Raw genomic sequence first — 12,714 nt, forward strand, 5'->3', positions numbered from 1 at the left:
CATGATCCGGGCATGAGCGATACGGCGGAACAGGGCGAAGAGCTGTCGGCACCGGAGCGGTTGCGCAAGCGGCGGTCGGCTGCCTTGCGGGAGGCGCGGCGCGTGCTGTCGCGTGGGGGCTTCAGCGGCACGATCCGCCGACGGCTCGCGTTGCTGACGGAAGCGGCACCCGAGGTGTACGACCTGGACGAACCGTCTGACATGTACGGCAACGGGGTCGTGGCGGCCCTGGAGGAGCGGGTCGCGGCGCTGCTGGGGACGGAGGCCGCCGCGTTCTTCCCGACCGGCACGATGGCCCAGCAGGTGGCCCTGCGCTGCTGGGCGTCCCGCACCGGGAACCCCACCGTCGCCCTGCATGCGCTGGCCCACCCCGAAGTGTGGGAGCGCGGCGCGTTCAGTCAGGTCAGTGGCTTGCGAACGGTGCGGGTGACACGTGAGCCGCGGCTGCCCACCGCTGATGAGATACGCGACTTCGAGGAGCCCTTCGGGGCGCTGATGCTGGAGCTGCCCCTCAGGGACGCCGGTTTCGTCCTGCCCTCCTGGGAGGAACTCACCGAGGTCGTGGAGGCGGCGCGGGAGCGTGACGCGGTGGTGCACTTCGACGGCGCGCGCCTGTGGGAGACCACCGCCCACTTCGGCCGCCCCCTCGACGAGATCGCAGCCCTGGCCGACAGCGTCTACGTGTCGTTCTACAAGTCCCTCGACGGCTTCGGCGGCGCCGCGCTCGCCGGCCCGAAGACGCTTGTGGAGGAGGCGAAGACCTGGCGGCACCGATACGGCGGCATGGTCTTCCAGCAGTTCCCCACGGTGCTGTCGGCGCTCGTCGGCCTGGAGCGGGAGCTGCCCCGGCTGCCGGAGTACGTCCGCCACGCGCGCGTGGTGGCCGCCGCGCTCCGCGAGGGGTTCGCCGAGGCGGGCGTGGCGTGGGCGCGCGTACACCCCGAGGAGCCGCACACCCACGAGTTCCAGGTCTGGCTGCCGTACGAGGCCGATGTGCTGACGGAGGCGGCGGTGCGGCAGGCAGAGGAGACGGGCACGTATCTGTTCGCCGCCGCCTGGGACCGCGGCGGGCCGGGCCTGTCCTTCACGGAGGTCTCCGTCCGCGCCGCCGGCCTGGAGTGGACGGCCGATGACGTGAAGGCGGCGGTCGCGGAGTTCGTGGCCCGGCTGACCGAGAACGTCAGCGACGAGGTCAGCCGGTAGAACGCCGCCGCGGGTGGAGCCACCGGCCCAGGGCCTGCCGTATCCGCCCATGGGCCGGACGCTCCGCCAGGACGGCGCGGAACTGCCGGTGGTCGCGCCACTCGCGCACGACCTGCCAGTCGTGGAGGCCGGGCGCGGGCGGGGCGGGCTCGCCGAGCCGCTGGGCGCGGTAGATGTCGAGGAGGTGGTGCTGGGTGATGCTCATGGCGGATCGCCTTCTCGGACGTTGGGGACATCGGAGACCTCTGCCGTAACGAGGGATCAGGGACCTCGGGCACGACGAGAGATCAGAGACCTCGGGCGTAGGAGAGATCAGGGACGTCGAAGGTCTGGGGTTCGGGCTCCGCGGCTGCCCCGGTGATCCCAGGTTGCGCCCAACCGGCCCTCGCGTCGCGTCGATTGACGGCGACCGTCAATCGACGGGGGCGTTGTCAGTGGCGGGGTGCACCATGAGGGCATGAGCGTGAGCATCGACATCGCGGGGCTGCGGCCGGAGAGGGTCGCCGTCGTTCCCTCGCCCCTGGCCGAGCTCGGCATGGCGCTGCACGCGCTGGCCGAGACGGGGCATCATCCGGGCCTGCAGGGCTGGGCGACGAGCGTCACCGCCCGGCTCGATCCGCACCTGGCCGACCGGATGTGCGAGGCCGACTTCCTGTGGCGGACGACGTTCTCGGATCTGTTCCTGCCCTGCGCGGGCGTCCCGGGCGGAGCACTGCCCGGCGCGACGCTCGCCGAGGAGCTGGACCTGCTGGACAAGCTGACGGACGAGCAGTTCGTGGACGCGGCCCTGGAGTTCACCTGCGCCCTCCCCTACGCCACGCCGAGCCAGGACGTGCTGGCCGACGAGGAGCTGCGCCGCCGCGCCCTGGACCTGGCCGCCGCGCGCGGGCCGCAGCAGTTGCGGTTCAGCCAGCGGCTGCTCGACGACCCACCGCGGATCCGGGCCTGGCTGCGGCAGTTCCTGGAGGACTGCGACGAGGCGTTCTTCGCCGACACCTGGTCCCGGCTGCGCCACCAGCTCGCGGCGGACGCCCGCCACAGGACCGACCTCCTCCGGCACAAGGGGCTGACCGAGGCGCTGACCTCGATCTCCGCGGCGGTGGTGCTCGACGAGGCCGCCGGACGGATCACCATCGACAAGCTCCGCCAGGGCCACAGCCTGATCAGGAACGGCAGTCTGCTGCTCGTGCCGACGAGCCTCGGCTGGCCGCATCTGATGGTGCTGCACCGGCACGGCTGGCAGCCCGTGCTGCACTACCCCGCCCGCTCCCCCGAGCTGGCGTCACCGCCCTCGGTCGAGCAGCTGACCCTGCGGATGACCGCACTGTCCCACCCGGTGCGGATGCAGCTGTGCCGCAACCTCGCCCGCAGCACGTACACCACGAGCGAGCTCGTGCAGATCCACGGCATGACGGCCCCGGAGATATCCCGGCATCTGGGCGTCCTCAAGAAGGCGGGCCTGATCACCACCCGCCGCCGGGGGCGCTATGTCCTGCATCAGCTGGACGTCACGGCGGTGGCCCGGCTCGGCAGCGACTTCCTGGAAGCGTTGCTCCGGTAGATCGCCGACCCACAGGGCCGTCAGTCGAACCGGATGTGCCTGATCCCGACCCCCACCTGCCGCAGCCGGGTCCGCAGCGCGCCCTCGTTGTTCGGCCGGAGTTTCAGCCCGGCCAGGACGGCGATGCGATCCGCCGTCTTCGGCACGGTCGAGTGGTCCGTCCACAGGTGCTCGGCGAACTCCGGCTCGCGCAGCCGCTCCAGACAGTGGTCGAGCTGCTGGACGGCCCAGGTCTCGCGGCGCAGACCGGCGTTCTTCCCGCCGACGTACCCGAGGAGGTGCCCGAAACCGCGCTCACGCAGCCGCTTCATGACCGTCTCACGCTCGGCGAGGAGCGTGAAGTGCCGTACGTCGTGGCCGAGTTCACGCAGCCGGCCGACCGTCTCCGCGAAGTAGTCGGAGTTCGTGACCGTCATCGGGGCGATGACCACGCCGTCGTGCTTGGTGAGGGCGAGGTCGAGGACCTCGACGACGCCCTGCCGCCAGGACGTCAAGTCCTGGAAGTTTGCGCGCAGTTCGGGCGGGAGCATACGGCGCAAGCCGAAGCCCGGGTGTTCGGGATCGCAGATGACGCTGCCGGGCAGACGGCGCTGGATCTCGTGTGCGGTCTGTGTCTTGCCGCCACCGAAGGGGCCGTTGATCCACAGGAGCATGCGCAGACCCTAGTGCGCGCCGGTCACGCACGCGTGACACCCCGGTCTCGACGCACCCGCCAGCCGTGGTCAGCCATGCCCGCCGGGCTGTGATCAGCCGTGCCCGCCAGGCTTACTCGCCCGTGCCCGCCAGGCTCGACTCAACCGTGCCCGCCGGCCCGGACCAGCCCCGTCTCGTAGGCCAGGACCACCACCTGTACGCGGTCGCGCAGGCCCAGCTTGGTCAGGATGCGGCCGACGTGGGTCTTCACGGTCGCCTCGGACAGGACCAGCCGGGCGGCGATCTCGCCGTTGGACAGGCCCTGCGCGACGAGCACCATGACCTCGCGCTCGCGGTCGGTGAGCCGCTCCAGCTCCTTGTGCTGGGCCTCCTTGCCGCTGGAGGGCAGCATGGGCGCGAACCGGTCCAGCAGGCGCCGGGTCGTCGACGGGGCCACCACCGCGTCGCCGCTGTGCACGGAGCGGATGGCGCCGAGGAGCTCGCCCGGCGGCACGTCCTTGAGCATGAAGCCGGAGGCGCCCGCCTTCAGCCCGGAGAAGGCGTACTCGTCGAGGTCGAAGGTGGTCAGGATCAGCACCTTGGGCGGCTCGGGCTCCGAGCAGATGCGGCGGGTGGTCTCCACACCGTCCAACTTCGGCATGCGCACGTCCATCAGCACGACGTCGACGGGGGTCGAGCGCAGCACCTGGAGGGCCTCGACGCCGTCGCCCGCCTCCGCGACGACCTCCATGTCCGGCTGGGCGGCAAGCACCATCCGGAACCCGGTGCGCAGCAGCACCTGGTCGTCGACGAGCATCACGCGGATCGTCATCGGGGTCCTCTTCCGTGTCTTCCGTATCCGTCTACAGGGCGTTGTACAAGGCGTTCTACGAGTGCGTTACAGGTGTCAACGATGGGCATGCTCAGGCGTCAGTGTGCTGGTTTGAGCGGCAGCAGCGCACTGATGCGGAATCCTCCGCCCGGGCGCGGCCCCGCGTCCAGGGTGCCGCCGACCATGCCGACCCGCTCACGCATACCGATCAGGCCGTGCCCTTGCCCGTCGGCGCCGCCCTCCTCGTACAGCTCGTGCGGGGCGCCCTTGCCGTCGTCCTCGACGAGCAGACCGAGACCGTCGTCGAAGTAGACCAGGCGCACGCTCGCGCCGGCGTTCGGCCCGCCGTGCTTACGGGTGTTGGTGAGCGCCTCCTGCACGATGCGGTACGCCGTCAGCTCGACGCCGCTGGGCAGCGGGCGCGGAGTGCCCTCGACCTTGAAGTCGACCGGCAGGCCGGAAGTGCGGCACTGCTGGATGAGGTCATCGATCTGCTCGACGTCGGGCTGCGGGACGTACTCGCCGCCCTCCTGGTGCTCGCCGGTCCGCAGCACCCCGAGCAGGCGGCGCATCTCGGCGAGGGCCTGGCGGCCGGTGGAGGAGATGGTCTCCAGAGCCTTCTTGGCCTGGTCGGGGGCGGCGTCGAGGACGTAGGCGGCGCCGTCGGCCTGCACCACCATCACCGAGACGTTGTGCGCGACGACGTCGTGCAGCTCGCGCGCGATCCGGGCGCGTTCGGCGGCGACCGCGACCTTGGCCTGCGCCTCCCGCTCCTTTTCGAGCCGGGTCGCGCGCTCCTCGAGCTGCTCGTAGTAGGCGCGGCGGGTGCGGATCGAGTCGCCGAGCACCCAGGCGAGCACGAACGGCACCGTCATGAAGATCATCAGGGCCACCGTGCCCAGGACGCTCGAGTCCCTCTCCGGCCAGCGCACCTGCGCCAGGGGCGCCGCGAACAGGGACACGGCCAGCGAGAGCCTGGAGGCCCAGCGGGCGCCGGTCACGGCCACGGTGTAGGTGATCACCAGGAAGGCGAAGTTGGCGGGCGTCGTCGCCACGTCGAGCGCCAGCTGCGCCACTCCCACGCCGATGGCCAGCAGCAGCATCTTCTCCGGCATGCGCCGGCGCAACGCGATCACCAGGCACAGCAGGACGACGACCGGAACGATGGCCGCCGGGGAGTCGGTGCCCGGAGCCTCCGCCGCCTCCATCCGGACGGCCTCGACCATCGCGGAGATCCCGAGAAGGAGGACGGCCCAGAAGCTGTCGACCCATGTCGGGTGCCGGCGGAGGAAGTCATAGAGGCGCTGCACGTAACCCAGCGTAGGGAAGCGAGATGCGTGCAGGGGTCAACCGGAGGGCCGATCCGCATCACGCGCGCGTACTCCGCAAGGTGGAGGCTGCGTTCCCCTGTGCGCTTAGCCTGGGCCGGTGACAGCAGAGGCGACGGACGAGTGGCTCGGGTGGCGCGCGGCAGCGGAAGCCGCCCTCTACGGGCCGGACGGCTTCTACCGCCGCCCCGAGGGACCGGCCGGCCACTTCCGTACGTCCGTCCATGCGTCGCCCCTCTTCGCCGGTGCCGTGGCCCGGCTGCTGTGCCGGGTCGACGAGGCCCTGGGCCGGCCCGCCTCGCTCGGCTTCGTCGACATGGGTGCGGGGCGGGGCGAGCTGGTCACCCGCGTACTGGCCGCCCTCCCCGCCGAGGTGGCGGCACGCACGCGTGCGTACGCCGTCGAGATCGCCGACCGGCCGGAGACCCTGGATCACCGGATCGAGTGGCTGCCGGAGCCGCCTCAGCGGCTCCAGGGCCTGCTGTTCGCGAACGAGTGGCTGGACAACGTCCCCGTCGACGTCGCGGAGGTGGACCCGACGGGCGTACCGCGCCTGGTTCTCGTACGACGGGACGGGACCGAGCGCCTCGGGGAGCCGGTCGCCGGGGCGGAGGCGGAGTGGCTCGCGCGATGGTGGCCGCCGGGGCGCGCGGAGGGTGCACGGGCCTCGGAGGGGGCGCGGGCCGTGGAGGACGCACCGGGCGTGGAGGATGCACCGGGCGTGGAGGATGCACCGGGCGTGGAAGGGCTGCGGGCCGAGATCGGGCTGCCGCGGGACGAGGCCTGGTCCGGCGCCGTCGCGACACTGGACCGGGGGCTCGCGGTCGCCGTGGACTACGCGCACACGGCGCACGCCCGGCCGCCCTTCGGGACGCTCACCGGCTTCCGCGAGGGGCGCGAGACGGCGCCCGTGCCGGACGGGTCGTGCGACATCACCGCGCATGTCGCGCTGGACGCGTGCGCGACGGCGTGTGCGCTACCCGGCGCGCGCCTGTTGTCCCAACGTGACGCGTTGCGCGCCTTGGGCATCACGGGCGCACGCCCCCCGCTCGAGTTGGCCTCCACGCGGCCGGCCGAGTACGTACGAGCCCTCGCAAGCGCGGGCGAAGCCGCCGAGCTCACCGCGAAGGGCGGGCTGGGGGACTTCGGGTGGCTGGTGCAGCCGGTCGGGATTCCGGACGTACTGGCGGATTGAGCCGTCGAACGTGGGCTTACTTGTCGATGTCCCCCACCACGAAGAACATCGACCCCAAGATCGCCACCATGTCGGCGACCAGCGTCCCCGGCAGCAGTTCGACCAGCGTCTGGATGTTGTTGTACGACGCCGAGCGCAGCTTGAGCCGGTACGGGGTCTTCTCGCCCTTGCTGACGAGGTAGTAGCCGTTGATGCCGAGCGGATTCTCGGTCCACGCGTACGTGTGGCCCTCGGGCGCCTTGAGGACCTTGGGGAGCCGCTGGTTGATCGGCCCGGGCGGCAGCCCGGCGAGCCGGTCGAGGCAGGCGTCGGCGAGGTCGAGGGCGTTGTGGGTCTGCTCCAGCAGGCACTCGAACCGGGCGAGGCAGTCGCCCTCCTCGCGAGTCACCACCTTCAGGACGTCCCGCAGCTCGCCGTAGGCGAGATACGGCTCGTCACGGCGCAGGTCGAAGTCGACGCCCGAGGCGCGCGCGATCGGCCCGCTCGCGCCGTACGCGTGCACGGTCTCCGGCGCGAGGACACCCACGCCCCGCGTGCGCCCGCGGAAGATCTCGTTGCCGAGGACCAGGTCGTCGAACCGGTCCATGCGCGAGCGCACATCGGCGACGGCGGCACGCGCACGCGTGGTCCAGCCGGCCGGCAAGTCCTCCTTCAGGCCGCCGACCCGGTTGAACATGTAGTGCATCCGCCCACCGGAGACCTCCTCCATGACGTGCTGGAGTTCCTCGCGCTCGGTGAAGGCGTAGAAGATCGGCGTGATCCCGCCCAGCTCCAGCGGGTACGACCCCAGGAACATCAGGTGGTTGAGCACCCGGTTCAGCTCCGCGAGCAGCGTCCGCGTCCACACCGCCCGCTCGGGCACCTCCATGCCGAGCATGCGCTCCACGGCGAGGACGACGCCCAGCTCGTTGGAGAAGGCCGACAGCCAGTCGTGGCGGTTGGCGAGCATGATGATCTGGCGGTAGTCGCGGGCCTCGAACAGCTTCTCCGCACCGCGGTGCATATAGCCGATCACCGGCTCCGCGTGCGTGATGCGCTCGCCGTCCAGGACGAGCTTGAGGCGCAGCACGCCGTGCGTGGACGGGTGCTGGGGCCCGATGTTGAGCACCATGTCGGTGCTCTCCGCGGCGCCGCCGATACCGACCATGGTCTCCGTCGTAGGAGTCATGGACACAGTCTCCCCTACGTACGCTGGCCCCATGGAGACGGGGAGCCCGGAGCACACGGGGACGGCGGGAGACGAGCGGGTGGGGGACGAGCAAATGGAGGCCGAGCAGGCCGGGGCCGAGCCAGGGTGGACCGGGCTGCCCCCGGGGCTGCTGAAGATGCGGCGGCTGTTGCTGGTGGTGTGGCTGGGGCTGCTGACGATCGGCCTGGCCCTGCTGCTCGGGCTGCTGGTCGGACCCGGCTGGGCCGCCTTCGCGCTGCTGCCGCTGGCCCTGATGGCATGGGGCTGGGTGATGCTCGGCCGCAACTGGCGTTCGTGGCGGTACGCCGAGCGCGCCGACGACCTGCTGATCAGCCGGGGCGTGCTGTGGCGTGAGGAGACGGTCGTGCCATACGGCCGGATGCAGCTGGTCGAGGTCACCTCCGGCCCCGTGGAGCGGCACTTCGGCCTGGCCAGCGTGCAGTTGCACACGGCCGCCGCGGCCACCGACGCGACCATCCCCGGCCTCGACCCGGCCGAGGCGGAACGGTTGCGCGACCGGCTCACCGAGCTGGGCGAGGCCCGTTCGGCGGGGCTGTGACGACGCCCGGCGTCGACGACGCCATACGCGAGCAGCGACCCGTGACCGACCGGCGGCTGCACCCCGTGACGCCGCTCAGGCGCGCGTGGGCGCCGGTCGCCGTGCTCATCGGCTGGGCGGTGCACGACCCCGACCAGGCTCAGCGCCAGCTGACCAGGCTGACGACCACCACGCTTCTGCTCGCGCTCGCCGTGCTCGTCCCCGCGGCCGCCCTGTACGGCTTCCTCACCTGGTGGTTCACGCACTTCGCGGTGACCGACACCGAACTGCGCATCCGCACCGGCCTGGTGTTCCGGCGCACGGCGCACATCCGGCTGGAACGCATCCAGGCCGTCGACATCACCCAGCCGCTGCTCGCGCGCGTGGCGGGCGTCGCCAAGCTCAAACTCGACGTCATAGGCGCGGACAAGAAGGACGAACTCGCCTTCCTGGGCGCGGAGGAGGCGCGTGCGCTCCGCGCGGAACTCCTCGCGCGCGCCGCCGGTTTCGCGCCCGAGACGGCGCACGAGGTCGGCGAGGCGCCGTCCCAGGAGCTGCTGCGCGTGCCACCGGGCGTGCTGGCCGTCTCACTCGTCCTGACCGGCGCCACCTGGGCGACGCTGGCCGCCGCGATCGTCGTACCGACCATCCTCTGGCTGGCCACGGAAAGCCCGTGGACGGTCCTCGCGACCGCGGTTCCGCTGTTCGGCGCGGCGGGGGCGAGCAGCGTGGGGCGGTTCGTCGCCGAGTACGACTGGACGGTGGGCGAGTCACCGGACGGGCTGCGCCTCGACCACGGCCTGCTCGACCGGGCGCACGAGACGGTGCCGCCAGGCCGCGTCCAGACCGTACGGATCGTCGAGCCGCTGCTGTGGCGGCGGCGCGGCTGGGTGCGGGTGGAACTGGACGTGGCGGGCTCGTCCAACTCGGTCCTGCTTCCGGTCGCCCCGCGCGAGGTCGCCGAATCGGTCGTCGCGCGCGTGCTGCCCGGGGTGACGGTGCCGCCGCGCGCGTCGCTGTCACGTCCGCCGCGGCGGGCGGGTCGGTGCGTGCCGGTGTGGTGGCGCGGATACGGCCTGGCCGTCACGGACGCGGTGTTCGCCGCCCGGACCGGCCTCTTCCGGCGGAGCCTGGCCCTGGTGCCGCACGCGAAGGTCCAGAGCGTACGGCTGGCTCAGGGCCCCTGGGAGCGGCTGTGGGGCGTCGCCGACGTACGCGTGGACACCGGGGCCAACAAGACGGTGACCGCCCGTCTGCGGGACACCGGGGAGGCGGCGGAGCTGCTGCGGGGGCAGGCGGAGCGGTCACGCACGGGGCGCAGGGACGCCCGGCCGGATCGGTGGATGGCCTGAGCGTCCCTGCGTGACAGCGTGCGTGACCGAGTGATCGTCAGGAAACCGCGCTCCGCAACCCCTGCACGTCGATCTGTTCCGTCTCGTCATGAGCCGTCAGGTCGATGACCTGCCCGATGCCCCGGGACTCCTCGTCGGCCGGCTTGAAGTCGGCCTCGGACTCGGCCTTGTGGAGGGCGAGGGCCTCCTGGCCGACGACGTCGGCGAGGTCCTCGTTCTGGACGGACTCCAACGCGGAGGGCGCCGCCCCCTGCTTCGTACCGAAGAAGTCGAAGCCACCTTCGATCGCCGCACGCCGTACGGGCGTCGCCGGTACAACGGCCACCGCGGTCGGCGCGATGAAGTGCCCCGAGGGCTGCCGGGCCGGGGGCAGGGCCGGCTGGGTCTCGGCGACCGCGCCTGCCGTGGGGGTGGCGGCCGCGCGCTCGTGCCCGTCGACCGCCTCGGGCTTCCCCTGCGCCTCGTCCTCCAGCGCGGGCTCCGTCTCGGACCCGCCGGTGACCGTTGCCTCGACGGCGCCCGAACCGGCCTCCACCGACTCGTCGTCGGAGGGACCGTCGCCCTTCGGGGGATCGTTCTTCGGCGGCTCGTTCTTCGAGGACTCGCTCTTCGAGTTCTCGTTCTTCGAGCGCTCGCTCTTCGAGTTCTCGTTCTTCGACGTCTCGATGCCGTGGGATTCGTTGACGGGGTTCTCGTTGCCGTGAGACTCGTCCTTCGAGGACTCGCTGTCCTCCACCGAGCCGTCCCCGGTCTTCCCGGGACCGTCCGGACCGTCTCCCTCCGGCGTCCCCTGGAACCCGTCCCTGTCGAACCGCGCCAACGCAGCTCCGGCCCGCAGGAACAGCCGGGAGCCCTCCGGCGAGAAGATGGCCGGAGTCTCCGCCGACGCTTCCGCGGCCTCGGTGTCCACGTCCTCCGCCTCGTCCGGGGCAGCCACAGCCCCCTCCGCGGCGGCGGAAGCCGCACCGGCGACCGGCGCCGGCGGCAACGCGCGCGCGGGCGTGGCCGCCTCTATCTCCAGAACCCGGCGTTCCTCCAGGACGCTCGCCCGGTCGGCCTCCGCCGTGGCGTACCGACGCAGCAGCGCCGCGTGCTCGTTGCGCAGCCCCGCGAGCTCCGTGCGCTTGGCCCGCAGCCGCTGCTCCAGCTTGACGCGCAGCTCGCGCGACTCCTCGAGGTCGGTCTCCAGCTCGGCGACCCGCTCCTCGTACCGCCACTCGTCGCTCGCACGCGCGCGCGTGAGGTCGGCGACCCGTTTGCCCGCCTGCGTGTCCCAGCGGCGCATGACGACCGCGCCGACGACCGCTGTCGCCGCGGCGGCCGCGGCAAGGCCGCGCAGCACCACGGGCTCGGTGAACACCCAGGGGGCGAGCGCGCAGACGACGGAGACGCCTGCGATCGCCGACGGGGGCAGCAGCCTGTGCAGGGGCGGGGAATGACGGTGACGTCCACGTGGCATGGCCAGAAACTTACCGCGCGTAGGCGAATCTTGTTGCCCCGGCCCGCAAAAACACAGCCATCCCAGTCGTTCACACAGCATCAGGAATCAGATCCGACACCGAATTGGCCAAGAACCAAGATCACAAAGCCCCGACGGCCACTTCACCCGCCACTTCATCGGCCACGTCACCGGTCGAGTCACCTGCCGCTCAGCCGCCCGCTCATCCACTCCAGGGTCCCCGGAATCTCCCGCCGCCAGGTGTTGAAGTTGTGCCCTCCGCTTTCCAGGATGATCGACGAGATCCGCGTCAGCTTCGTGGCCTTCACGCGCTCAATGAACTTCAACGTGGCCTTGTAGTTGGATTCTCCAACTTTGCTGCTGCTGACGAGCAGTGAAGTGTCCGGCGCGGGCATGTGCTTGAGGTACCACCACAGGTTCGCGCGATTGCGCAGTTCCTTGTCGCCGTGGAAGAGATCGCCCGTCGTCGGGTCGATCGGCGCCTTGTAGTAGGCGGAAAGCCCCGCACCGGCGGCGTACACCCCGGGATGGTGCATGGCGAGCTTCAACGCGCAGTAGCCGCCCGTGGAGTCACCGATGATGCCCCAGCTGCCCGGTTTCCTGCCCACCCGGTACTGGCCGCTCACGGCATCGACCAGATCTTTGGCGAAGAACGTCTCGGTCTGCGGGCCGCCCGGGATGTCCACGCATTCCGTGTCCCGCGGCGGTGCCACGGTCGGCCGCATCATCACCAGGATCATCGGCTGCATACGGCCGTCCTGCGCAAGCCTCGCGGCGGTACGCGGATAGTCGAGCTTGTCCACCAGCGCCTGGGCCGTACCCGGATAACCGGTGAGAACGACGGCCGCCGGGAACGTACGCGTGCGGTACTGCGGCTGAAAATACTCCGGCGGCAGATAGACGTACGCGGGCGTCGCGATGTGCGTCGTACGGCCCACGATGCCGATCTTCTGGATCTGCCCGCCCATGTCCGGCCGGGCACTGGCCGCCCCGGGCACCCGCCGCGTGTCGACGACCTCCAGCGGCCCGCCGGTCGGCGTGTGGTCCACGACGACGCCCTGGTCGGTCTCCTGCCCGAACAGGTCGGCCCAGCTGGCGTAGAACCCGAATGCCTGGTTGGCGACGAGACCGACCGCCGCGAAGAGCATCAACTGTGTGGAGAGCAGCAGCCCGACGCGGCCGCTCACGTTCCGCCAGCCGCGCCGTGCCAGTCGTGGCCACAGCCACACCGTGCCGACGAACAGCCCTACGGCAGCCATGACCGCCAGCGCCAGCACCTTGCCGCTCGTGAGACCCATCGATGTTTACCTGTCCGCACTTTCCGCCCGGTTCGCGCTTCCTGTGCGCTGCCTCCCCCGCTCCTTCGCAAGGGCTTGCCCCGGACTTTCCTTGGCCTTTGAAACGGTTTTGGGGAGCCGAGTGAA

The 12,714-nt window shown here is 71.4% G+C and carries 12 protein-coding genes; 5 read left to right on the top strand and 7 right to left on the bottom strand.

Features of this window, described 5'->3' with window-relative positions; genetic code table 11:
• The first annotated feature begins 12 nt into the window (after positions 1-12).
• Positions 13-1,203 carry a threonine aldolase family protein gene (locus EHO50_RS25640; RefSeq protein WP_181449697.1) on the top strand — a complete coding sequence of 397 codons (1,191 nt, stop codon included), beginning with the start codon at positions 13-15 and terminating at the stop codon, positions 1,201-1,203.
• On the opposite strand, the gene EHO50_RS25645 is transcribed toward EHO50_RS25640, so the two are convergent.
• The gene (locus tag EHO50_RS25645) at positions 1,193-1,408 is read right to left on the bottom strand and encodes a hypothetical protein (protein WP_128433575.1); all 216 of its coding nucleotides are present in this window, start codon (positions 1,406-1,408) and stop codon (positions 1,193-1,195) included. The two genes, EHO50_RS25640 and EHO50_RS25645, sit on opposite strands and share 11 nt — an antisense overlap.
• A gap of 252 nt (positions 1,409-1,660) precedes the next feature.
• On the opposite strand from EHO50_RS25645, the gene EHO50_RS25650 reads away from it, so the two are divergent.
• A complete protein-coding gene (locus EHO50_RS25650) occupies positions 1,661-2,764 on the top strand; it encodes a DUF5937 family protein (RefSeq protein WP_128433576.1) in 1,104 nt (367 codons plus the stop codon).
• A 20-nt stretch (positions 2,765-2,784) separates the two neighbouring features.
• Here the strand turns inward: EHO50_RS25650 and EHO50_RS25655 are convergent, their stop codons facing one another.
• From EHO50_RS25655 to EHO50_RS25665, 3 genes are all read right to left on the bottom strand, one after another.
• Complete coding sequence (locus EHO50_RS25655; RefSeq protein ID WP_128433577.1) at positions 2,785-3,417, bottom strand: AAA family ATPase; 633 nt, start codon at positions 3,415-3,417, stop codon at positions 2,785-2,787.
• A 140-nt stretch (positions 3,418-3,557) separates the two neighbouring features.
• The gene (locus EHO50_RS25660; RefSeq protein ID WP_128433578.1) at positions 3,558-4,229 is read right to left on the bottom strand and encodes a response regulator transcription factor; all 672 of its coding nucleotides are present in this window, start codon (positions 4,227-4,229) and stop codon (positions 3,558-3,560) included.
• 98 nt (positions 4,230-4,327) lie between these two features.
• The gene (locus EHO50_RS25665; protein WP_128433579.1) at positions 4,328-5,539 is read right to left on the bottom strand and encodes a sensor histidine kinase; all 1,212 of its coding nucleotides are present in this window, start codon (positions 5,537-5,539) and stop codon (positions 4,328-4,330) included.
• Between the two features lie 118 nt (positions 5,540-5,657).
• On the opposite strand from EHO50_RS25665, the gene EHO50_RS25670 reads away from it, so the two are divergent.
• Complete coding sequence (locus tag EHO50_RS25670; protein ID WP_128433580.1) at positions 5,658-6,752, top strand: SAM-dependent methyltransferase; 1,095 nt, start codon at positions 5,658-5,660, stop codon at positions 6,750-6,752.
• 16 nt (positions 6,753-6,768) lie between these two features.
• On the opposite strand, the gene EHO50_RS25675 is transcribed toward EHO50_RS25670, so the two are convergent.
• On the bottom strand, positions 6,769-7,920 hold the full coding sequence (locus EHO50_RS25675) for an NADH-quinone oxidoreductase subunit D (protein ID WP_128433581.1): 1,152 nt from the start codon (positions 7,918-7,920) through the stop codon (positions 6,769-6,771).
• 31 nt (positions 7,921-7,951) lie between these two features.
• On the opposite strand from EHO50_RS25675, the gene EHO50_RS25680 reads away from it, so the two are divergent.
• On the top strand, positions 7,952-8,500 hold the full coding sequence (locus EHO50_RS25680; RefSeq protein WP_128433582.1) for a PH domain-containing protein: 549 nt from the start codon (positions 7,952-7,954) through the stop codon (positions 8,498-8,500).
• Positions 8,497-9,831, top strand: a complete 1,335-nt coding sequence (locus EHO50_RS25685; RefSeq protein ID WP_128433583.1) for a PH domain-containing protein — start codon at positions 8,497-8,499, stop codon at positions 9,829-9,831. The genes EHO50_RS25680 and EHO50_RS25685 overlap by 4 nt, the downstream gene beginning before the upstream one ends.
• A 37-nt stretch (positions 9,832-9,868) precedes the next feature.
• On the opposite strand, the gene EHO50_RS25690 is transcribed toward EHO50_RS25685, so the two are convergent.
• Both EHO50_RS25690 and EHO50_RS25695 read right to left on the bottom strand, forming a co-directional pair.
• Positions 9,869-11,290, bottom strand: coding sequence for a hypothetical protein (locus EHO50_RS25690; protein WP_164904939.1), 1,422 nt, complete (start codon positions 11,288-11,290; stop codon positions 9,869-9,871).
• Between the two features lie 179 nt (positions 11,291-11,469).
• Positions 11,470-12,588 carry an alpha/beta hydrolase gene (locus tag EHO50_RS25695; protein WP_128433584.1) on the bottom strand — a complete coding sequence of 373 codons (1,119 nt, stop codon included), beginning with the start codon at positions 12,586-12,588 and terminating at the stop codon, positions 11,470-11,472.
• Positions 12,589-12,714: the final 126 nt, after the last annotated feature.

The organism is Streptomyces cyaneus (assembly GCF_004028635.1).
Taxonomy (GTDB): domain Bacteria; phylum Actinomycetota; class Actinomycetes; order Streptomycetales; family Streptomycetaceae; genus Streptomyces; species Streptomyces cyaneus.